This window comes from Klebsiella sp. PL-2018 (assembly GCF_019048985.1).
Taxonomy (GTDB): domain Bacteria; phylum Pseudomonadota; class Gammaproteobacteria; order Enterobacterales; family Enterobacteriaceae; genus Klebsiella; species Klebsiella michiganensis.
In genome coordinates this window covers 3,938,876-3,960,734 of record NZ_CP077673.1, presented here as the reverse complement: position 1 = coordinate 3,960,734, position 21,859 = coordinate 3,938,876, and the positions used below count along the sequence as shown (strand labels likewise).

Below are 21,859 nucleotides of genomic sequence, written 5' to 3'. Positions count from 1 at the left end.
AGCGCAGGTGTTAATAAAACATTAATTGCTTTTTAGCTACGACAACCACCCCCGGCTTGCGCTGCGCTTAGCCGGGCTACGGTTCATCACCGTCTGCGGGCCGGTAGCCCGGGTAAGGCGTTTACGCCGCAACCCGGGGAATGTGCCGCGACGTAGCATTGCTGCGGCTTCTACCCGGCTTGCGCTGCGCTTAGCCGGGCTACGGTTCATCACCGTCTGCGGGCCGGTAGCCCGGGTAAGGCGTTTACGCTGCAACCCGGGGAATGTGCCGCGACGTGGCATTGCTGCGGTTTCTACCCGGCTTGCGCTGCGCTTAGCCGGGCTACGGTTCATCACCGTCTGCGGGCCGGTAGCCCGGGTAAGGCGTTTACGCCGCAACCCGGGGAATGTGCCGCGATGTGGCATTGCTGCGGTTTCTACCCGGCTTGCGCTGCGCTTAGCCGGGCTACAGGTTCATCACCGTCTGCGGGCCGGTAGCCCGGGTAAGGCGTTTACGCCGCAACCCGGGGAATGTGCCGCGATGTGGCATTGCTGCGGTTTCTACCCGGCTTGCGCTGCGCTTAGCCGGGCTACGGTTCATCACCGTCTGCGGGCCGGTAGCCCGGGTAAGGCGTTTACGCCGCAACCCGGGGAATGTGCCGCGACGTGGCATTGCTGCGGTTTCTACCCGGCTTGCGCTGCGCTTAGCCGGGCTGCGGTTCATCACCGTCTGCGGGCCGGTAGCCCGGGTAAGGCGTTTACGCCGCAACCCGGGGAATGTGCCGCGATGTGGCATTGCTGCGGTTTCTACCCGGCCACAGATTGCAGATAACCCGTAGATACTGTGAACGCCTGCAACCATTTTTAGTTGCCGATACTTTCTCCGGCTCCCGGATGACAGGCACACCAACGACAGCACTCTCTGGTGCTGTCGTTTTTTCTCAGGGAACGTTGTTACGCTATCAACAGCTCATGCTGTGAGGCATCGAACGCCTTTCCTGACTTCAGTACTCCATAAGCCACCTGCGCCAGCTTTCGCATCATCGCCCCTATGATGACTTTTGCCCCCTTTCCGCTCTCTTCCAGCCTTTTCCTGAACGCTTTTCCCCACGCCGTATGGTACAGCGCCGATAACGCTGGCATGTATAACGCCTTGCGCAGTTGAACCGGCCCCGCTTTGCTCATCCGGCTCGCCCGCATCACGCTGCTGCCCGACTCATGCTGCACCGGCGTCAGTCCTGCATACGCCGCGAACTGCCGCGCTGTACCGAACTTCAGCCTCAGGCCCGTATACGCCAGCAGAACAGCCGCTGTTTTCTCCCCGATGCCCGGGATACTGTTCAGCAGCTTCCGCCGTCGTTTCATATCCGGGTCGTTATCCGTCAGGTCTTTTATCTGTTTTTCGATACGCGCCAGCTCCGCGCTCAGACATCCCAGCAGGATGTCAATGCTGGCCAGCTGAACCTCCGGCGCGGTTTCTCGCCGGTTTTTCTCCTGCGTCTGCATCTCTGTCAGCGCCTGATGCCTTAACACCAGGGCTTTCAGTGCCCGCTCTGTCGGATGAGGGGCCTCCCAGGCTGACGGGCGTTTTTCCCGGCAGAAGTGAGCCAGCATACGGGCGTCCACTTTGTCAGTTTTACTGCGCAACCCCTCACTCTGTGCGAAAGCTTTACTGAGGGCGGGGTTGATGATGGACACGGTATACCCGGCATCACTCAGATGCGCGGCCGCGTCTTCCATGTAGGTGCTGGTGGACTCCATGCAGACATGGGCACGGTTCACGTCATGGCCGCGAAGCCAGCGGACCAGCGCTTCGTGTCCGGAGAGGGTATTGTCAAATTTTTTACAGCGATGCCGGCCATCAGGGCGAAGAATATCGACATCCAGTTTAGCTTTGGCGACATCAATACCGATGAAGTGGAGTTCATTTTCCATAGTGAAACCAACCTTGCAAATACGGGTTACCGGTGAAAGCCGGTCCATGATACTGTCCGGTTTATCACATGAGAAAGAACGGCGGTCCGGTGCAAAGGATCTACGGAACAGGCGCGAAAGCCTAAGCCCGGACACGGCATCCGGACCGCCATCAGAGAGAACTGGCCGGTTCTTTCTGACGGAGTAATCATACAAGCCCGGACAGGCGCGCAGCGCCGCCTCCGGGAGACGTGGCGGTGGCGTGATTCAGCCAGATAATCTGGCCCTGCTGCTCCCAGAGGCGCATTTGATTGACCTGGGCGCTACAGGGCGCTTCTCCACACCAGACCATCAGCGTACTCTCCGGGAAAAGCTCCGGTCGGAGCTGGTTCAGCGAATGGGCGAGAATGTCCACCCGCCAGCCCTGTTCGCTGGCTATCCAGCCCTCCAGCCATAGCCGGGTGATATCATTCACATTCCAGCCGATAATCAGCGCATGGCTGCCGGGATATTTTGCCGTGGATGAAAGAGTGCGGGCGATATGATTAATCAGAATACCATCAAGGATGCCCCGCAGCGCCAGCAGCGTGGGCTGCGGGCTAAGCAGGCGCTGGCGTAATGGATTAATCAGATTCTTCACCAGAATTTGCGCTGACTCGCTGTGGTTGCGCTCCTTAAGCCACATACGCAGGCGATGATAGCTACCGTTTTGCAGATAACCGAGCAAAATTTCCTGCTGCTTGCGCCAGCCGTCGGCCACCTCCTGCTCATTATCCATCAGCAGCGTTTTCACTTTCCCCACCTGCACGCCGGAGTCAATCCAGCGTTTAATTTCGCGAATCCGGTCTATCTCATATTCGTTGAACAGGCGGTGGCCGCCGTCGGTACGCTGGGGTTTCAGTAATCCGTAGCGCCGCTGCCAGGCGCGTAACGTCACGGGATTGATATCGCAAAGCTGGGCCACTTCGCCGATTGTATAAAGCGCCATTTTCTCCTCCCGCTGTGTTCTCCTCCATTAACTGTAGAAGCTGTTTGCCGAAGCGGGAATTTTTGTCTGTTTTTTGTACAGATTTGAGCCGGCGAGACGCGAAGAAATGTGATCCTGAACATGAATTATCATTTTCATGTATTGCTTCAAAGAAAGTTATAAGCAAGCAGTGTATGTTACGCGCTTTCAAATGAAGTGTGGTCTGCGGGTATGTACGAGTTTGATCTGGTGTTGCTGCTGCTTCAGCAGATGTGCGTGTTTTTGGTCATTGCGTGGCTGATGAGCAAAACGCGGCTGTTCATCCCGTTAATGCAGGTCACCGTCCGGCTGCCGCATAAGCTCCTGTGCTACGTAACCTTCTCCATTTTCTGCATCCTCGGTACCTACTTCGGGCTGCATATCGAAGACTCGATCGCCAATACGCGCGCCATCGGCGCGGTGATGGGGGGCCTGCTGGGCGGGCCGGTGGTTGGCGGCCTGGTGGGGCTGACCGGCGGGCTTCACCGCTACTCGCTGGGCGGCATGACCGCGCTGAGCTGTATGGTATCAACCATCGTAGAAGGGCTACTCGGCGGGCTGGTACACAGTATTCTGGTCAAACGCGGGCGGCCGGACAAAGTCTTCAGCCCGCTCACCGCCGGCGCGATCACCTTTTTCGCCGAGATGGTGCAGATGCTGATTATTCTGCTTATCGCTCGCCCGTTCGAAGATGCCCTGCATCTGGTACAAAGCATCGCCGCGCCCATGATGGTCACCAACACCGTCGGGGCGGCGCTATTTATGCGCATCCTGCTGGATAAGCGAGCGATGTTTGAAAAATACACCTCGGCCTTTTCGGCTACGGCGCTGAAGGTCGCCGCTTCGACGGAGGGGATCCTGCGCCAGGGGTTCAACGAAGAGAACAGCATGAAGGTCGCGCAGGTGCTGATCCAGGAGCTGGATATCGGCGCGGTGGCGATAACCGATCGCGACAAGCTGCTGGCGTTTACCGGGATCGGCGACGATCACCACCTCCCGGGCAAACCCATCTCTTCGCTCTATACCCAAAAGGCGATCGATACCGGCGAAGTCGTTTACGCCGACGGCAACGAGGTGCCTTACCGCTGCTCGATTCATCCGAACTGCAAGCTGGGCTCGACGCTGGTTATCCCGCTGCGCGGCGAAAATCAGCGGGTCATCGGTACCATTAAACTCTATGAAGCGAAAAACCGCCTGTTTAGCTCCATCAACCGCACGCTGGGGGAGGGAATTGCGCAGCTGCTGTCGGCGCAGATCCTGGCCGGACAGTATGAGCGGCAAAAGGCGCTGCTGACGCAGTCGGAAATCAAGCTGCTGCACGCCCAGGTGAATCCGCACTTCCTGTTCAACGCGCTGAATACGCTAAAAGCGGTGATTCGCCGCGATAGCGACCAGGCCGGGCAGCTGGTGCAGTACCTGTCGACCTTTTTCCGCAAAAACCTGAAGCGGCCAGCGGAAATCGTGACCCTGGCCGATGAGATTGAACATGTGAACGCCTATTTGCAGATTGAGAAAGCGCGTTTTCAGACCAATTTGCAGATTCATATGCTGGTGCCCGAGGCGCTGGGGCAGCATCAGCTACCGGCGTTTACCCTGCAGCCAATCGTCGAAAACGCGATTAAACACGGGACTTCGCAGCACCTTGGGGTGGGCGAAATCACCATCCGCGCCAGTCAGCAAGAGCGCTGGCTGCAGCTGGATATTGAAGATAATGCCGGGCTGTATCAGGACAAACCCAGCGCCAGCGGGCTGGGCATGAACCTGGTCGACCGCAGACTGCGGGCGCGCTTTGGCACTGACTGCGGGATCACCGTAACCTGCGAGCCGGAACGTTTTACCCGCGTCACGCTGAGACTGCCTCTGGAGGAAAGCGCATGTTAAAAGTATTAATTGTCGACGACGAGCCGCTGGCGCGTGAAAACCTGCGTATTTTGCTGGAGACCCAGCCTGATATTGAGATCGTTGGCGAATGCGGGAATGCCGTCGAGGCGATTGGCGCGGTACATAAGCTGCGCCCGGACGTGCTGTTTCTGGATATCCAGATGCCGCGCATCAGCGGTCTGGAGATGGTCGGCATGCTCGATCCGCAGCATCGGCCCTATATCGTCTTCCTTACCGCGTTTGACGAGTACGCGGTGAAGGCCTTTGAAGAGCACGCGTTTGATTATTTACTGAAGCCGATTGAGTCCGCCCGGCTGGAAAAAACGCTGTTTCGCCTGCGCCAGGAGCGCAGCCTGCAGGATATGACCGTGCTCGACGATACCCAGCAGGCGCTAAAATATATTCCCTGCACCGGACACAGCCGGATCTGGCTACTGCAGATGGAAGACGTGGCCTTCGTCAGCAGCCGGATGAGCGGGATTTACGTGACCGACCGCGAAGGGAAAGAGGGCTTTACCGAGCTCACCCTGCGCACGCTCGAGAGCCGAACGCCGCTGCTGCGCTGCCATCGGCAGTATCTGGTTAACATGTCCCATCTCAAGGAGATCCGCTTTGAGGAGAACGGCCAGGCGGAGCTGCTGATGCGCGCTGGCCAAACGGTGCCGGTCAGCCGCCGCTACCTGAAGAGCCTGAAAGAGGCGATTGGGCTGTAAAACGGCGGAATCGTGATAGACTTAGCGGCAGATTTTTTCATCATGAAGGCAATATGATCAGTAACGATATTCTCCGTAGCCTGCGCTACACCCTGAAAACCAATAACAGCGGCCTGGTTCGTATTTTTGCCCTGGCGGATGCGCCGGTCAGCGCGGAACAGTTGGTTCCCTGGCTGAAAAAAGAAGACGAAGAGGGGTTTGTGCGCTGCCCGGATATCGTGCTGTCGAATTTCCTCAACGGCCTGATTTACGACAAACGCGGTAAAGATGCGTCGGCGCCGCCGCTGGCGGTCGAACGCCGGGTGAATAATAACATCGTGCTGAAAAAGCTGCGTATTGCCTTCTCCCTGAAGACGGATGATATTCTCGCTATCCTCACCCAGCAGAAATTCCGCGTCTCCATGCCGGAAATCACCGCCATGATGCGCGCCCCGGATCATAAAAACTTCCGCGAATGCGGCGACCAGTTCCTGCGCTACTTTTTGCGCGGACTGACCGAGCGCGAACACGCGAAATCCTGATATGCCTCCCCGGCTTGCGGCGTAAACGCCTGAGCCGGGCTACTGAATGCGCGGCTCCGTAGCCCGGCTCAGCGCAGCGCAAGCCGGGAGTAGTCCGCACCAGTCAGGGCTGTTTCACTTCTTTAAAACCCTGCGATTTCAGCAATTTCTCCGACTCGCTCAGCGAAATGAACTTTTGTGAACAGTCGGAAAAACTGGCCCCCGGCAAGTGACACAGCTCGCTGATTTTAGCCTGATTAAAGTCGATGGAGAGGTGTTCCTGCGCGACGTTCTCTTTATAGTCGACGCTGTGGGTAACGCCTTTGATTTTGCTGTAGGCCGCGCCGATAGGGTCGATGACCTTGCGCGCCTGCTCTTCGTTACTTACCCCGAGTGATTGATAGGGGATAGTATTCTCAGCGTCCTGGCGGGTGACGACATCGCCTTTGTAGTGATAGATGTAGGTCAGATCAACGCCGTTGATCGTGTTGTTAAACGTTTTGACCTCATCTTTGTTGTTATCGCAGCCGACAAGCGCGGCCATCAATAGCGTGGCGCCCAGAGCGGCGGTCATCCTGCGGTTAAATTTCATTATCATTCCTTGTTAATCAATCATCATCTCTAATTGTATACAGCATTGGGCGATGGTGCCGGGCGTATCCTCGGAAGTCGCCGTTTCGCGCTTATGCCAGCGTTTTCTTCTTTCTGCGCCAGCACCCGGCGGGCGATGTCGTCGACAATATCGTGGCGCTCAAAAAAAAGCGCTGCCGGAGCAGCGCTTTATACAGCCTTACTTGACCTGCTGGCCCGGCTGAGCCCCGCTGTCCGGGCTGAGCAGGAAGATATCTTTCCCGCCAGGACCTGCGGCCATCACCATGCCTTCAGAGATGCCGAAGCGCATTTTGCGCGGCGCCAGGTTAGCGACCATCACTGTCAGGCGGCCAATCAGCGCCTGCGGATCAGGGTAGGCGGAGCGGATGCCGGAGAAGACGTTACGCTTCTCGCCGCCGAGATCCAGCGTCAGGCGCAGCAGCTTATCGGAACCGTCGACGAACTCGGCGTTTTCAATCAGCGCGATGCGCATATCCACTTTGGCGAAATCGTCAAAGGTGATAGTTTCCTGAATCGGATCGTCCGCCAGCGGACCGGTGACCGGCGCTGACAGCGCCTTCACTTCTTCTTTCGACGCTTCGACCAGCGCCTCAACCTGCTTCATTTCGATGCGGTTATACAGCGCTTTAAAGGCGTTAACCTTGTGACCGAGCAGCGGCTGCTGGATAGCATCCCAGCTCAGTTCGCCGTTGAGGAACGCTTCGGCGCGGGCGGCCAACTGCGGCAGAACCGGCTTCAGCCAGGTCATCAGCACGCGGAACATATTCAGGCCCATGGTGCAGATGGCCTGCAGATCGGCGTCGCGGCCTTCCTGTTTGGCGACCACCCACGGCGCCTGCTCGTCAACGTAGCGGTTTGCCACGTCGGCCAGCGCCATGATTTCGCGGATGGCTTTCCCGAACTCGCGGCTGTCCCACGCATCGCCAATGCTTGCTGCCGCATCGGTGAAGGTTTTATACAGCTGAGGATCGGCCAGCTCGGCGGACAGCATGCCGTCGAAACGCTTGTTGATGAAACCGGCGTTACGCGAGGCAAGGTTAACCACCTTGTTGACGATATCGGCGTTGACGCGCTGCACGAAGTCTTCCAGGTTCAGGTCGATATCATCGATACGTGACGAGAGCTTGGCGGTGTAGTAGTAGCGCAGGCTGTCGGCGTCAAAATGATTCAGCCAGGTGCTGGCCTTAATAAAGGTACCGCGCGACTTGGACATCTTGGCGCCGTTGACCGTCACGTAGCCGTGAACGAACAGGTTGGTCGGTTTGCGGAAGCCGCTGCCTTCCAGCATCGCCGGCCAGAACAGGCTGTGGAAGTAAACGATGTCTTTGCCGATAAAGTGGTACAGCTCGGCGGTAGAGTCTTTCTTCCAGTACTCGTCGAAGCTGGTGGCGTCGCCGCGCTTGTCGCACAGGTTCTTAAAGGAGCCCATGTAGCCGATCGGCGCATCCAGCCAGACGTAGAAGTATTTACCCGGCGCGTTCGGGATTTCGAAGCCGAAGTACGGGGCATCGCGGGAGATATCCCACTGCTGCAGGCCGGACTCGAACCACTCCTGCATTTTATTCGCCACCTGCTCCTGCAGCGCGCCGCTGCGGGTCCACGCCTGCAGCATTTCGCTGAACGACGGCAGGTCGAAGAAGAAGTGCTCGGACTCGCGCATCACCGGCGTCGCGCCGGATACCACCGATTTCGGCTCGATAAGCTCGGTCGGGCTGTAGGTCGCGCCGCACACTTCGCAGTTATCGCCGTACTGATCCGGTGATTTACACTTTGGACAGGTGCCTTTCACAAAGCGGTCCGGCAGGAACATGCCTTTTTCCGGATCGTAAAGCTGAGAGATGGTGCGGTTTTTGATAAAACCGTTCTCTTTCAGGCGCGTGTAGATGAGCTCCGACAGCTCGCGGTTTTCATCGCTGTGCGTGGAGTGGTAGTTGTCGTAGCTGATGTCGAAGCCAGCAAAATCGGTCTGATGCTCCTGACTCATTTCGCCAATCATCTGCTCCGGAGTAATTCCGAGCTGCTGCGCTTTCAGCATGATCGGGGTGCCGTGGGCGTCGTCGGCGCAGATGAAGTTGACTTCGTGGCCGCGCATTCGCTGGTAACGGACCCAGACATCAGCCTGGATGTGCTCCAGCATGTGGCCGAGGTGGATTGAGCCGTTTGCGTACGGCAGCGCGCACGTTACCAGAATTTTCTTCGCGACTTGAGTCATAGTGGGCATTACATCTTCTATTGTAAAAAGGGGTTTTGATGTTACCGCAAAGGCAATAATTTGGTAAGCCCAAAGCTTATGGTGGGGGAATTATTCCCTTTAAGGTAAACTTAACGCACAAGATTCAACTCACAATAACAAAGGAGTCGGGATGAGTTCGCAATCCCAGGCCAAATCCCCCGAGCGTCTGCGCGCGATGGTCGCCGGGACCCTGGCTAATTTCCAGCACCCAACCCTGAAACATAACCTCACTACGCTGAAGGCGCTGCATCACGTCGCCTGGCTGGACGAGACCGTGCACATTGAAATTCAGATGCCGTTCGTCTGGAACAGCGCGTTTGAAGCGCTGAAGGAGCAGTGCAGCGCCGAGCTGCTGCGCATTACCGGCGCCAAAGCCATTGACTGGAAGCTGACGCACAGCATCGCCACGCTTCAGCGGGTAAAAAATCAGCCGGGCATCAACGGCGTGAAAAACATTATCGCCATCAGCTCCGGCAAGGGCGGGGTGGGTAAATCGTCGACGGCGGTCAACCTCGCACTGGCGCTGGCGGCGGAAGGGGCGAAAGTCGGCATTCTGGATGCCGATATTTACGGGCCGTCGATTCCGACCATGCTCGGCGCGGAAGATCAGCGTCCGACTTCGCCGGACGGCACCCATATGGCGCCGATTATGAAATTCGGTCTCGCTACCAACTCCATCGGTTATCTGGTGACCGACGACAACGCCATGGTGTGGCGCGGCCCGATGGCCAGCAAGGCGCTGATGCAGATGCTGCAGGAAACGCTGTGGCCGGATCTCGATTATCTGGTACTGGATATGCCGCCGGGCACCGGTGATATTCAGCTGACGCTGGCGCAAAACATTCCGGTCACCGGCGCGGTCGTCGTCACCACGCCGCAGGATATTGCCCTGATCGACGCCAAAAAAGGCATCGTGATGTTTGAAAAAGTCGAGGTACCGGTGCTGGGTATCGTGGAAAACATGAGCATGCATATCTGCAGCAACTGCGGACACCACGAGCCGATTTTCGGTACCGGCGGCGCGCAGAAGCTGGCGGAGAAATATCATACCCAGCTGCTGGGCCAGCTGCCGCTGCATATCACTCTGCGCGAAGACCTCGACAAAGGGACGCCGACGGTGGTTGCGCGTCCGGAAAGCGAGTTTACCGAGACCTACCGCCAGCTGGCCGACCGCGTCGCGGCGCAGCTGTACTGGCAGGGGGAAGTCATCCCCGGAGAGATAGCCTTCCGCGCGGTCTAATCTCCTCACTATCCTGAGCCGCCCGGCGCTTTTCGCCGTGCGGTTTTTTATTTTTTCCGTCCCGGTTTTCTACCGAGGAGATAATCACCGCGCGAATAATATCGCTGTTAAATATTATTTATTTTTATTCACATTTAGCGATATTGAGATTAATCAATAAAACATATTGCTAACATTGTTTTCCTCTGGCGGTTGTGCGAGCTTTAATAGCAAAGAAGTAACGATTTTAATTCGCCGTGATGAGATTTAATTTTGGCTTTTTATTTGGCGAAACGTGGATGTTATCAGTAATACGTATATAAAAACGATGGAAGGAAAGTATAGCCGTACACATTTCCGGAGTGCATGATGAATAATATTGCTCTAATCGTTAAGTTACGAGAACTACTGGTTATTTTTATGCATACGCGCTCGCTGCCGGAGAAAGCAGCAGACGCGTTGCGTTATTGCCAGGAGCATCTCCCGATAGCTGAGATTCCGATTGGCGCTTATGGTGAGTACAGTGATATTTTTGAACAGATTATTTTTTTATCGGATGACAAGAGTCGTACGGCCCCGGATGATTTACTGCGTAGCGGCGGCGATCTGATATTAAGTATTTTAATGCTCTATGAGCAGGTTGCTTCATATATTGCCGTCGAGGAATTTATGCACAAACAGAACCGCTTTAACGAATAGCATTTTGCCACAAAAAACGCCAGCGGCAGGGAGAGCGCGCTGGCGTTCAGCTTTTAGCGATGGTAGAAAATCTCGCCATCATAAATTTTGAGGATTTTCCCCTCGGTTTCGGTAATCAGCACGTAGCTTCCGCCCATGTAGGTCCAGCGGGTCCCGGCATCCGGCGCAGGCAAATTGCGCTGCTGCCACTGCTTGATGTTGTATTCTGGCGTCAGGTACAGCGGCGGGACGGTATCGCCGATGTGAAATTGTTTGAAGTCCGCGGTGACCCCATCCAGCTCATATTTCTGTATACCTTCGCCGGTCGCCGCCCACGCGCCGCTGGCGCAGGCCAACAGTACGCCCAGAAGCATCATTTTTGTTTTACGCATAATTTCCCCATTATTATCCTGGACACAAAATCGCAGCCTCGTATGATTCCTGATACGTCAAGGGATTGGCAAGCGTTGGTTTGGGTAAAAGTGTAAGCAAACGGTGATGCAGCGCCGTTTTTCATCGGCGCGCGCCTGTTTTGAGAATAATCCGGGGTGAGGAGTGTGTATGTTCCGGCTGGAAGATCTGGCATTGTTTGTCCGCGCTGCGGCGTTAAGCAGCTTCAGCGATGCGGCGCGAGAGGCCGGGCTGCAGCCCGCGCAGGTGAGCGCGGCGATCAAGCGTCTGGAAACGACGCTGAATATTCGTCTTTTTGCCCGTTCTACGCGGAGTTTACGCCTGACGCCGGAAGGCGAAACCTGGCTGCCCTATGCCACGCAGATGCTTGATACGCTGCACGCGGGGCTGCAAAAAATCAGCACGCCGGATGACGAAGTACGCGGTACGTTACAAATTGCCGTGCCGTCCGACCTGGGGCGCAACTTGCTTCTGCGCGTGTTTCGCGCTTTTCGCCAGCGCCATCCCGCGCTGCGCCTGCGGATACTGTTTTCCGATCATCGGACCGACGTATTTAAAGATCCGGTAGACGTGGCGTTTCGCTACGGCGATAACGACGATGCCTCGTTTATTTCCCTACCCGTCGCGCCGGAGAACCGCCGGATGCTGGTGGCCTCGCCCGGCTGGATAGCCGAACACGGCGAACCGAAGACGCTGGAAGATTTGGCCCGGCACAATGCGCTGACCTACGTGCTGCGCGGCAGGGCGTTCGATCGCTGGCCGCTGAGCCTGGACGGGAAGGTCCATTACGTGCAGGTTGCCGGCACTATCGTGAGCGATGATGCGGAGGTGATTCGCCGCCTGGCGGTTGCCGGGGAGGGGATCGCGTTCAAATCTGAACTCGACGTCGGGGATGATATCCGTGAAGGGCGGCTCCAGGTGCTGTTGCCGGAGTATCAGGGCGACGTGGTGCCGCTGAATATGATTTGCCCGCACCGCAAGCAGCTTTCGCCTGCGGTACGGTTGCTGTATGAGGCGGTGAAAGAGGCGTGCGAAGCGGTTCATTCCCGCGCGCCCTCTGCGGGCCGCTAGCGCCGACTCGGGAATGGTGCCGGGTTATGCATCGGCGTGGCTTGTTCCCGGCTCGCGCTGCGCTTAGCCGGGCTACGGGTTCACAGCAATCTGCGGGCCGGTAGCCCGGACAGGCGCGCCAGCGCCGCCTCCGGGACGGTGTAGGGGTGATGCATCGGCGCGGCTTTTTCCCGGTTCGCGCTGCGCTTAGCCGGGCTACGGATTGGTAGCCCGGACAGGCGCGCCAGCGCCGCCTCCGGGAGAACGATCGGTGCGAAGCTTAATGCTTCACCAGCGTGGCAAAGTAGTAGACCAGCGGAATCGCAAGGATCCACAGCCCGATGGGGATTTCCCGCCATTTGCCGGCAATCGTTTTAATCACCACATAAAACAGCAGCCCGCCGGCAATCCCGGTCCCGAAGCTATTGGCAATCAGCGTAATCATCACCATCATCAGCACCGGCAGGCCGTCGGTGAAGTTTGCCAGGTCCACTTTGCGCAGGCCGCTGAACATATTCAGGCCAATGAGGATCAGCGCAGGCGCGGTCGCCTCTTTCGGAATCATCAGCGCCACCGGGGTAAACAGCAGCATCAGGAGGAACATCACCGCCGCCGACAGCGCGGTCAGCCCGGTTTTACCGCCGGCTTCCGCTGCCGCTGAGGATTCAATCAGCGCGGTCGCCGCCGGAATGCCCAGCCAGGGGCCAACGGCCGCGGCGATCGAGTCAACCATAAACGGGCGATTGATATGCGGCATATTGCCTTCCTCATCCAGCAGACCCGCTTCGCCGCCTACCGCCAGCGTGGTGCCCATCGTGGAAAAGAACTCTGAGGCGAAAAAGACGAACAGGAACGGCAGGAAGGCGATATTCAGCGCGCCCAGCATATCGATTTGCCCCAGCACCGGCGTCAGCGAATGCGGCATATCGATAAAGCTGCCCGGGAGTCTGGTGACGCCCATCGGAATGCCGACCAGGGTGGCAAAGAGAATCGCCCACAGAATTGAGCCGGGGATTTTTCTCGCCTGCAGGGCAATGGCCAGAAACAGCCCGCAGAGCGCCACCAGCGCCCCCGGTGAGAGAAAATCGCCGAGCATCAGGGCGTTGGTTTTGGCATTAGCCAGCACCAGCCCGGCGTTACGGAAACCCAGCACCGCGACAAACAGCCCAATGGAGGCCGTCAGGCCGAGCTTGATCGACTGCGGCACCGAACGGGTCACCACTTCACGCAGGCCGAACCTGGTTAGCAGGAAAAACAGAATCCCCGACCAGCAGGCGATCCCAAGACCAATCTGCCAGCCAATGCCTTCGCTGCCTGCCAGCGTGACGCCGACCAGCACCGAGCCGCCGATGCCCGGCCCGACGATAAACGGCAGGTTGGCATAAAACGCCATCAGCAGCGTGCCGCCGACGAACACCAGAATCGTGCCGGTGGTTGCCGCGCCTTTATCCATCCCGCCAACCGCCAGCAGGCCGGGGATAACCACCAGCAGGTAGGCGGCGGCAAGAAAGCCGGTGATGCCCGCGAGGCATTCGGTGCGCAGCGTGCTGCCGCGGGAACACAAGGCAAAACGGCGCTCCAGCCAGCTTCCTTGCGTGGATGAATGAAGGGTATTGTCGGCCATGCTCAGGCTCCCTGATGATTATTGTTGTGTTCTGTGTGTTCCGGGATTTCCCGGCAGTCTATCAGCGGCTCGACGATCTGGCGGGTGCTGCCGTCGGTCAAACCTAAATCGGTCAAATGCGGCCCGGCGTTACAGGCAAGGCAGGTGCCTTCGATAGCCTTAAATACGCGATAGGGCGGCTCCCAGTCGGCGACCTCCGCGCTCAGGTCGCGAAGCTGGCGGAACTGTCTGGCCAGCTCCGGAGCAGGCAAGTCGGAAAGCATTCCGGCAATCGGCATCGCCACGTGGGCAAGGATTTTTCCCTGCTGAGACAGCGCCATACCGCCGCCGGAGGCGATCAGGCGGTTTGCCGCCAGCGCCATCTCGTCGGCATCGCGGCCGAGCACCACCAGGTTGTGGGAATCGTGGGAGTAGCTGGTGGCGATGGCGCCGCGCAGCTCGCCCCAGCCTTCCAGCAGCGCAATTTGCGGCGTCGCCTGGTGACGACCGTGGCGGTGCTTAACCCAAATCAGGCTAAACCCGTCCGGGATTTGCACCCGGCCATCGCGGACCTGCACCTCAACCTCTCCCCACTGGGTAAAGCGCGCGCCGCGAATATGCCGCAGGCGGGCGACGCCGTGGCGAATCGCGCCGACGCGGAGGATAAAATCGTCAGGGCTGAGCGGCGGCATCTGCAGGGTATCGCGCGGCGGGGTAATACCCGCCGCCGGCGGAATCGACTCAAGCAGGGCGCCCTCGCGGGCAATCAGCTTCCCGGCGACGTACACCTCCCGCGCGTCGAGCTTTTCTAATGAATCAAAAACCACCAGATCGGCGCGGCGTCCGGCGGCAATCAGCCCCAGATCGTTACGCTGCAGACGGATCGCCGCGTTTAAGGTGGCGAAGCGCAGGACGTCGGTGGCCGGCAGTCCGTGCTCAATCAGCAGGTTGAGCAGGGCGATAATGCCGCCTTTTTCCAGCAGCATATCCGGCGGCACATCGTCGGTGCAGACGGTGATTTGCGAGGAGAGATGCGGCAGCGTTTTCAGCGCGGTAACGATATCCGGCAGCAGGTAAGGGTGCGAGCCGCGAATTTCGATAGTCAGCCCGGCGCGCAGTTTTTCCAGCGCATCGTCCGCCGAGGTGAGCTCGTGATCGGAGGTGACCCCGGCGGCAAGGTAGGCCTGCAGATCCGCGCCGCGCAAACCGCGGGCGTGGCCTTCGATCAGCTTGCCGCTGTTGAGACCGGCCTGGATAATCTCCTGCATCCGCTCGCTGCCGTGCAGCACGCCGTGCATATCCATCACTTCGGCGACGCCGCAAACTTCCGGCCAGGCCAGCATGGTTTCCATCTCCGCGCCGGCAAAATCGGCGCCGGACATCTCCAGTCCCGGCGTCGACGGCACGCTGGACGGCGCCGCGACCATCACCTGCAGCGGCAGATGGCGGCTGGCGGCGACGGCGTAGCGCACGCCTTCGACGCCCAGCACGTTGGTCAGCTCGTGCGGGTCCCAGAATACCGACGTGGTGCCCTGAGCCAGGACGATTTCGGCATAGCGTTCAGGCGGCAGGTGGGAGCTTTCAAGGTGGACGTGCGTGTCCATCAGCCCCGGCGACAGGAAATATCCCGCCAGCGAGCGGCGTTCGTGGGCATCGGAGCGGCTGCCGCGCGGGTGCACGCTGGCGATGGTTTCGCCGACGATCCCGACGTCGGCCTCGCGGATCTCTCCGGTGGCCATATCGACAATCTGCGCGTCGGTTAATAAGAGATCGAACGGGGATTCGCCGCGTGCGGCCTGCACGGCGCGGCGGCGGGTTTCAGCACTGCTGGACATAACAACTCCGGCACAAGGATAATGGGGATACTCTAGGGGCAGAGCAAACGTTTGCCCAGATGAATAAATTTATCGCCCGATAACCTCGGGTTATTCTGCATGCTCACCATTGATGAAAACATGATGACTGAACCCTGGCAGCGTCTGCCCGCGCTCTCCCTTAAGCAGATCCAGTACTTTGTGACCCTGGCCCAGCTACGCCACTTCACCGACACCGCTAACCGGCTGGCTATCAGCCAGCCGGCGCTAAGCAGCGCGCTGCGGCAAATCGAGACGGTGCTCGGCGGCAAGCTGGTCAACCGTACCGCCTCGGCGGTGACCTTAACCGAGCTGGGGGCGGCGATTTTGCCCCACGCCCGGCGGGTGCTGAGCGTGGCGCAGCTGGCGTTTCAGGATATGCAGCAGATAGTCGAGGCCGGCGGCGACGGTACAGTGCGTATCGGGCTGGTGCCCTCGGTGAGCTCGCTGCTGTTTCCGCTGCTGCCGCAAACGCTGGCCCAGGCGTTTCCGCGCCTGAGGGTGGAGTTTCACGATCAGACCAACGACGCCCTGTTTTGCGAGCTGCAGTCGGGAAAGATAGATTTTGCCGTTGGCGCAATAGACAGTTCGTTACCGCCTGAGCTGCAGGTTTATCCTCTGCGCGACGATCCGTTTGTGGCGGTGCTGCACTGCGACGATCCGCTGGCCGGGCAGCCGCATCTGCCGTGGAAGCTGCTCGCGGGGCGCGATATCGCGGTGTTCTCAAAGGGCAATATTCAGCGTCTGGTCGGCGCGCTGGCGGAGAGCCATCGCCTCACGCTGAATACGCGTTATCAGGTTGACTATATTGAAACGCTTTACGGCCTGGTGCGTTCCCGGCTGGCGGTGGCGATTCTGCCTGAGCTTTATACTATCCACCTTCAGGATCCGGCGTTAAAGGTGGCGCAGCTTCAGCAGCCCGCGCTGACGCGAACCGTGGCGCTGATGCGCGGGCCGCAGCCTTTGCCGCCGCTGATTGAGGAATGTTTCGCATTATTACTAAGTTCGCTGCGCTGACCGGCGCGCGTCGACTCCGGGAGGGGAACCCCGCAGCTGGCCGCCGCGGGAGCTTATTTACGGCGTCACGATATTGAACCAGAACTCAAATTTATCCATATAGCCCAGCATCTCGTCCAGCTTCGCGCCGTCGCCGGTCACTTTGACTTCACCCTTATCCTCCGCCTGTTTTAGCGTTTCCTCTTTCAGGATGATTTTGTTCAGCGTGGCGCGATCCAGCGCGATGGTAGCGTCGGCGTCTTTGGCTTCGGCATCGGCGGTGTGGTTGAGCACGCCGTTTTCCAGCTCTAGCTTATATTTACCGCCATCGTTACCAAGGTCGATATTGAATACCGCTTTGGCGGTTCCGGCTTTTTCGCCGTTGATGTGGACCGCAAGATAGTCGAAAAACATTTCCGGGGTCATGGCCCGCACGGTATCCGGGCTGGCGGTATTCGGCGTCGGGCCTTTCACGACGCCGTTGCGTAGCTCCTGCGCGCCGGTCAGGTAGAAATTACGCCACGGTCCTGATTCCGCCTGATAGCCCAGCTGCTCCAGGGCATCAGCTTCCAGATTGCGCGCCTCCAGATTACCGGGATCGGCGAAGACAATTTTGCTGACTACCTGAGCTACCCAGCGATAGTTGCCCTGGTTGTAATCTTCTTTGGCTTTCTTGAGGATAGCGTCGGCGCCGCCCATATAATCAACGAACTTCTTCGCCGCTTCTTCCGGCGGCAGCTCGTCCAGCGTAGCCGGGTTGCCGTCGAACCAGCCGAGATAGAGGACGTAGGTAGCCTTCACGTCATGGCTGACGGAGCCGTAGTAGCCGCGGTTGGCCCAGGTATTGGCCAGGCTGTCCGGCAGCTTGAATTTGGCGGCGATCTCATCGCGGGTCAGGCCCTCGTTGGCCATGCGCAGAGTCTGGTCATTAATGTACCGATACAGGTCGCGCTGGCTCTTCAGCAGGTTAACCACGTTCTCATTACCCCAGGTCGGCCAGTGGTGCTGGGCCATAATGATTTCAGCCTTGTCGCCCCAGCGCACAATGGCGGCGTTGATATATTTCGACCACGGCAGCGGTTCACGAATTTTCGCCCCGCGCAGCGAGTAGGTGTTATGCAGGGTATGGGTGACATCTTCGGCGGATTCAATGAGCTTCTTCTCTTCGATATACCACAGCATTTCCGACGGTGCTTCCGAGCCCGGCGCCAGCATAAAATCGTAGGTCAGGCCGTCGATGGTCTCTTTCTGACCATCTTTCTCGATGATATTGGTGGGAGCGATCAGCGTGACGGTGCCGGCAGAGGTCGTGGTGCCGAGACCTGCGCCAACCTGGCCGGTGGCATCCGGTTTGAGCAGGTTGCCGTACATATAGCTGGCGCGACGGCTCATCACGTTACCGGCCATAATATTTTCAGCAACGGCAGCTTCCATAAAACCGGAAGGTGCGTAGATTTTGACTTTGCCGGATTTGACATCGGCTTCATCGACCACGCCGCGCACGCCGCCGTAATGGTCAACGTGGCTGTGGGTGTAGATCACCGCAACGACCGGCTTATTGCCGCGATTTTTGTAATACAGATCCATTCCGACCTTTGCGGTCTCCGCTGATACCAGCGGATCCACAACCGTGATGCCCTCTTTACCTTCAATGATGGTCATATTGGAGAGATCGAGGTTGCGGATCTGGTACACGCCTTCGGTCACTTCAAACAGGCCGCTGATATTGATGAGCTGGGATTGACGCCAGAGGCTGGGGTTGACCGTATCCGGCGCCTTTTCCCTCTCTTTGATAAAGGCGTACTGCTGCGGGTTCCAGATAACGTTGCCCTGTTCACCTTTAATCACTTCCGTAGGAAGCGCGGCAATAAAACCTTTATGCGCGTTGGTAAAGTCGGTGTTGTCGGAGAAGGGGAGCTGTTTATACAGCGCGTCGTTTGCCTGTTTGGTCGCCGCAGCGGCTTCTTTCGGCGACGTTTCGGCCCAGCTGGTCACAGGGAGAGTCGAGATAATTCCTGCCAGAGCCAGACTTTTCATAATCGGTGTTAATTTCATCGGAATCCTCATGGTTTTACGCTGATTCACTCGTTAATTTCGATATGACGTCGGGTTACATCCTGTAACGCCTCCTAAACTATAAACACGTATCTGCAAAAGTGTTTGTTTTGTTAATTATTTGATTGCTTATTGTTAATTTTGAATTGCCTTGCGCTTGTATACCTACGCCGGGCCGGCTTGCGTTGTCCCGCGACTTACCGTAACCTGCCCGCTGAGAACGTTTTTATCTCTCAATGACTCGGGGTGCCCTTCCTTGTGAAGGCTGAGAAAAACCCGTACCACCTGATCTGGATAATGCCAGCGTAGGGAAGTCAGAGACCGCAGGGTCGTCGCTTCTTCATCGCCTGGCGGGAGCAAACGATGTCTGACCTGCTGAACCCCGCGCATATTGCCCATCTGCGGCACCTTTTTCACCGCCATTCTCCTCTTGTTCACTGCATGACCAACGACGTGGTGCAGACCTTTACCGCCAACGTCCTGTTAGCGATTGGCGCATCCCCGGCGATGGTTATCGACCCGGACGAAGCCAGCCAGTTTGCCGCCATTGCCGATGCGCTGCTGATTAATGTCGGTACGCTGACGGTTGAACGCGCGGCGGCGATGCGTGCGGCGGCGCGCAGCGCGCAGCAGGCGGGTAAGCCGTGGGCGCTGGACCCGGTGGCGGTCGGCGTGCTGACCTTACGGACAGAATTTTGCCGGGAGCTGCTGGCGCTGCAGCCTGCCGCCGTTCGCGGTAATGCGTCGGAAATTATGGCCCTGGCCGGAATGAGCGGCGGCGGGCGCGGCGTCGATACGACCGATACCGCCGCCGCAGCGCTGCCCGCAGCCCAGGCGTTAGCCCGCCAGCTGAATACCGTGGTCGCGGTGACCGGGGAGGTTGATTACGTCACCGACGGCCAGCGCATTCGCATGGTCACCGGCGGCGATCCGCTGATGACCCGGGTGGTCGGCACCGGCTGCGCGCTGTCGGCGGTGGTTGCCGCCGCTGCGGCGATGCCCGGCGATCGGCTGGAGAACGTGGCCGCGGCCTGCGGTCTGATGAAGCTTGCGGGGGGAAAAGCGGCGCTGCAGGGCGGCCCCGGCAGCTTTACTCCCGCCTTCCTCGATGCGCTCTATGCGGGAGGCGATCTGTGAAACGAATTAATGCGCTAACCATCGCCGGCACCGACCCGAGCGGCGGCGCGGGGATCCAGGCGGATCTCAAAACCTTCTCGGCGCTGGGCGCTTACGGCTGCTCGGTCATCACCGCGCTGGTGGCGCAAAACACCCGCGGCGTCCAGTCGGTGTACCGGATAGAGCCTGATTTTGTCGCCGCACAGCTCGATTCCGTTTTCAGCGATGTGCGCATCGATACCACCAAAATCGGGATGCTGGCGGAAACCGATATCGTCGAGGCGGTGGCGGAACGGCTGGCGCGTTATCAGATTAAAAATGTGGTGCTGGATACCGTCATGCTGGCGAAAAGCGGCGATCCGCTGCTCTCAGCCTCGGCGGTAGAGACGCTGCGCCAGCGCCTGCTGCCGCAGGTCTCGCTGATCACCCCGAACCTGCCGGAGGCGGCGGCGCTGCTGGCTGCGCCGCATGCCAGAACGGAACAGGAGATGCTGGAGCAGGGCAGAGCGCTGCTGGGCATGGGCTGCGGAGCGGTATTAATGAAAGGCGGCCATCTGGATGATGCGGAAAGCCCGGACTGGCTCTTTACCCGCGATGGGGAGCAGCGCTTTACCGCGCCGAGAGTCCAGACCAAAAACACCCACGGTACCGGCTGTACGCTGTCAGCGGCGCTGGCGGCCCTGCGTCCGCGTTATGAGGATTGGGGGCGAACCGTGGCGGAAGCCAAGGGCTGGCTCTCGGCGGCGCTGGCGCAGGCGGATTCGCTGGAAGTGGGGCACGGGATCGGCCCGGTACACCATTTCCACGCCTGGTGGTAAACGGCAAGACAACGTGTCAGCAGACTATGCTGAAAAAATAGGCTCCCGGCTGGAAAATCTGCTGAGTCGGTACCAGGCTTAACCTGCCCAAAATAATTGGGTTGGGAAAACGCATGCCGGTTTCGACCGGCACTTACGGGAGATCGCTATGACTGATATTACGCAGTTGCTTGGCAAAGATGCCGACACGCTTTTACAGCACCGCTGTATGACGATTCCAGCCGACCAGCTCTATTTGCCGGGGTCGGATTACGTCGATCGGGTGATGGTTGATAACAACCGTCCGCCGGCGGTGCTGCGTAATATGCAAACCCTGTATAACACCGGCCGCCTGGGGGGAACCGGCTATCTGTCGATCCTGCCGGTCGACCAGGGCGTAGAGCATTCTGCTGGCGCCTCTTTTGCCGCCAACCCGCTGTACTTTGATCCGAAAAATATCGTCGAACTGGCCATTGAGGCCGGTTGTAACTGCGTGGCCTCCACCTATGGCGTGCTGGCCTCGGTGTCGCGCCGCTATGCGCACCGCATCCCCTTCCTGGTCAAGCTGAACCATAACGAAACGCTGAGCTACCCGACCGAATACGATCAGACGCTGTACGCCAGCGTTGAGCAGGCGTTCAATATGGGGGCTGTGGCGGTCGGGGCGACGATCTATTTCGGTTCCGAACAGTCTCGTCGTCAAATCGAAGAAATCTCCGCTGCGTTTGAGCGCGCGCACGAACTGGGCCTGGTGACCGTGCTGTGGGCCTATCTGCGTAATTCGGCGTTTAAGAAAGATGGCGTCGACTACCACGTTTCCGCTGACTTAATCGGCCAGGCTAACCATCTGGCGGCGACCATCGGCGCGGATATCGTGAAGCAAAAAATGGCGGAAAATAACGGCGGCTATAAAGCGGTGAACTTCGGCTATACCGATGACCGGGTTTACAGCAAGCTCACCAGCGATAATCCGATCGATCTGGTGCGTTACCAGCTGGCGAACTGCTATATGGGCCGCGCCGGGCTGATTAACTCCGGCGGCGCCGCGGGCGGGGAAACCGATCTCTCCGATGCCGTGCGCACCGCGGTTATCAATAAGCGCGCGGGCGGCATGGGGCTGATTCTGGGCCGTAAGGCGTTTAAAAAATCGATGGCCGACGGCGTGAAGCTGATCAATGCCGTGCAGGATGTCTATCTGGACGGCAAAGTCACCATCGCTTAAGCATTCGCGTGGCGGCGCTAC

20 protein-coding genes and 1 riboswitch are annotated in these 21,859 nt (G+C 58.5%); of the genes, 10 read left to right on the top strand and 10 right to left on the bottom strand.

The genetic code is table 11. The features are described 5' to 3' along the window. Positions 1 to 36: 36 nt before the first annotated feature. The 4 genes from MKleb_RS18475 to MKleb_RS18460 form a co-directional block, all read right to left on the bottom strand. Positions 37 to 405: a hypothetical protein gene (locus tag MKleb_RS18475; protein WP_157835616.1), complete on the bottom strand. Its 369-nt coding sequence runs from the start codon at positions 403 to 405 to the stop codon at positions 37 to 39. A 40-nt stretch (positions 406 to 445) separates the two neighbouring features. Further along, on the bottom strand, positions 446 to 775 hold the full coding sequence (locus MKleb_RS18470; protein ID WP_217076056.1) for a hypothetical protein: 330 nt from the start codon (positions 773 to 775) through the stop codon (positions 446 to 448). 158 nt (positions 776 to 933) lie between these two features. Beyond that, positions 934 to 1,914, bottom strand: a complete 981-nt coding sequence (locus MKleb_RS18465; protein ID WP_108703487.1) for an IS110 family RNA-guided transposase — start codon at positions 1,912 to 1,914, stop codon at positions 934 to 936. Positions 1,915 to 2,101: 187 nt separating this feature from the next. After that, positions 2,102 to 2,881 (bottom strand): MerR family transcriptional regulator, encoded by a 780-nt coding sequence (locus tag MKleb_RS18460; protein ID WP_108703508.1) that lies wholly within the window; start codon positions 2,879 to 2,881, stop codon positions 2,102 to 2,104. A 210-nt stretch (positions 2,882 to 3,091) separates the two neighbouring features. Here MKleb_RS18460 and MKleb_RS18455 point away from each other — a divergent pair, with 210 nt between their 5' ends. The 3 genes from MKleb_RS18455 to MKleb_RS18445 are packed head-to-tail and all read left to right on the top strand — an operon-like array spanning position 3,092 to position 6,014. After that, positions 3,092 to 4,780 (top strand): sensor histidine kinase, encoded by a 1,689-nt coding sequence (locus MKleb_RS18455; RefSeq protein ID WP_025107805.1) that lies wholly within the window; start codon positions 3,092 to 3,094, stop codon positions 4,778 to 4,780. Continuing rightward, complete coding sequence (gene btsR / locus MKleb_RS18450) at positions 4,774 to 5,493, top strand: two-component system response regulator BtsR (RefSeq protein WP_004852613.1); 720 nt, start codon at positions 4,774 to 4,776, stop codon at positions 5,491 to 5,493. Before MKleb_RS18455 ends, btsR begins: the two co-directional genes overlap by 7 nt. Before the next feature lie 53 nt (positions 5,494 to 5,546). Next, positions 5,547 to 6,014 carry a YehS family protein gene (locus MKleb_RS18445; protein ID WP_004852612.1) on the top strand — a complete coding sequence of 156 codons (468 nt, stop codon included), beginning with the start codon at positions 5,547 to 5,549 and terminating at the stop codon, positions 6,012 to 6,014. A gap of 103 nt (positions 6,015 to 6,117) precedes the next feature. Here the strand turns inward: MKleb_RS18445 and MKleb_RS18440 are convergent, their stop codons facing one another. Together MKleb_RS18440 and metG are read right to left on the bottom strand one after the other, a co-directional pair. Then, complete coding sequence (locus MKleb_RS18440; protein WP_014230129.1) at positions 6,118 to 6,585, bottom strand: YehR family lipoprotein; 468 nt, start codon at positions 6,583 to 6,585, stop codon at positions 6,118 to 6,120. A 198-nt stretch (positions 6,586 to 6,783) separates the two neighbouring features. Beyond that, a complete protein-coding gene (gene metG, locus MKleb_RS18435; RefSeq protein WP_025107804.1) occupies positions 6,784 to 8,817 on the bottom strand; it encodes a methionine--tRNA ligase in 2,034 nt (677 codons plus the stop codon). A 151-nt stretch (positions 8,818 to 8,968) separates the two neighbouring features. On the opposite strand from metG, the gene apbC reads away from it, so the two are divergent. After that, the gene (gene apbC, locus MKleb_RS18430) at positions 8,969 to 10,078 is read left to right on the top strand and encodes an iron-sulfur cluster carrier protein ApbC (protein WP_004103811.1); all 1,110 of its coding nucleotides are present in this window, start codon (positions 8,969 to 8,971) and stop codon (positions 10,076 to 10,078) included. Between the two features lie 348 nt (positions 10,079 to 10,426). Beyond that, the gene (locus MKleb_RS18425) at positions 10,427 to 10,756 is read left to right on the top strand and encodes a hypothetical protein (RefSeq protein WP_163586453.1); all 330 of its coding nucleotides are present in this window, start codon (positions 10,427 to 10,429) and stop codon (positions 10,754 to 10,756) included. Between the two features lie 53 nt (positions 10,757 to 10,809). On the opposite strand, the gene MKleb_RS18420 is transcribed toward MKleb_RS18425, so the two are convergent. Continuing rightward, positions 10,810 to 11,127 carry an RcnB family protein gene (locus tag MKleb_RS18420; protein ID WP_004852605.1) on the bottom strand — a complete coding sequence of 106 codons (318 nt, stop codon included), beginning with the start codon at positions 11,125 to 11,127 and terminating at the stop codon, positions 10,810 to 10,812. Between the two features lie 169 nt (positions 11,128 to 11,296). Between MKleb_RS18420 and MKleb_RS18415 the strand changes: the two genes are divergently transcribed. Further along, positions 11,297 to 12,217, top strand: a complete 921-nt coding sequence (locus MKleb_RS18415; RefSeq protein ID WP_014230127.1) for a LysR family transcriptional regulator — start codon at positions 11,297 to 11,299, stop codon at positions 12,215 to 12,217. Positions 12,218 to 12,476: 259 nt separating this feature from the next. Here MKleb_RS18415 and MKleb_RS18410 read toward each other — a convergent pair whose 3' ends face one another. Both MKleb_RS18410 and MKleb_RS18405 read right to left on the bottom strand, forming a co-directional pair. After that, positions 12,477 to 13,820, bottom strand: coding sequence for an NCS2 family permease (locus tag MKleb_RS18410; RefSeq protein WP_025107802.1), 1,344 nt, complete (start codon positions 13,818 to 13,820; stop codon positions 12,477 to 12,479). 2 nt (positions 13,821 to 13,822) lie between these two features. Next, positions 13,823 to 15,634 carry an adenine deaminase gene (locus MKleb_RS18405; RefSeq protein ID WP_217076054.1) on the bottom strand — a complete coding sequence of 604 codons (1,812 nt, stop codon included), beginning with the start codon at positions 15,632 to 15,634 and terminating at the stop codon, positions 13,823 to 13,825. Between the two features lie 120 nt (positions 15,635 to 15,754). Between MKleb_RS18405 and MKleb_RS18400 the strand changes: the two genes are divergently transcribed. Then, complete coding sequence (locus MKleb_RS18400) at positions 15,755 to 16,669, top strand: LysR family transcriptional regulator (protein WP_162557348.1); 915 nt, start codon at positions 15,755 to 15,757, stop codon at positions 16,667 to 16,669. Positions 16,670 to 16,726: 57 nt separating this feature from the next. Here MKleb_RS18400 and MKleb_RS18395 read toward each other — a convergent pair whose 3' ends face one another. After that, positions 16,727 to 18,703 carry an alkyl/aryl-sulfatase gene (locus tag MKleb_RS18395; RefSeq protein ID WP_025107800.1) on the bottom strand — a complete coding sequence of 659 codons (1,977 nt, stop codon included), beginning with the start codon at positions 18,701 to 18,703 and terminating at the stop codon, positions 16,727 to 16,729. 232 nt (positions 18,704 to 18,935) lie between these two features. Then, positions 18,936 to 19,032: riboswitch (TPP riboswitch) on the top strand. A gap of 34 nt (positions 19,033 to 19,066) precedes the next feature. Here MKleb_RS18395 and thiM point away from each other — a divergent pair. From thiM to fbaB, 3 genes are all read left to right on the top strand, one after another. Then, complete coding sequence (gene thiM / locus MKleb_RS18390) at positions 19,067 to 19,840, top strand: hydroxyethylthiazole kinase (protein ID WP_025107799.1); 774 nt, start codon at positions 19,067 to 19,069, stop codon at positions 19,838 to 19,840. Then, on the top strand, positions 19,837 to 20,637 hold the full coding sequence (thiD, locus tag MKleb_RS18385) for a bifunctional hydroxymethylpyrimidine kinase/phosphomethylpyrimidine kinase (protein ID WP_025107798.1): 801 nt from the start codon (positions 19,837 to 19,839) through the stop codon (positions 20,635 to 20,637). Before thiM ends, thiD begins: the two co-directional genes overlap by 4 nt. A gap of 148 nt (positions 20,638 to 20,785) precedes the next feature. Beyond that, positions 20,786 to 21,838 (top strand): class I fructose-bisphosphate aldolase, encoded by a 1,053-nt coding sequence (gene fbaB / locus MKleb_RS18380; protein WP_217076052.1) that lies wholly within the window; start codon positions 20,786 to 20,788, stop codon positions 21,836 to 21,838. Positions 21,839 to 21,859: the final 21 nt, after the last annotated feature.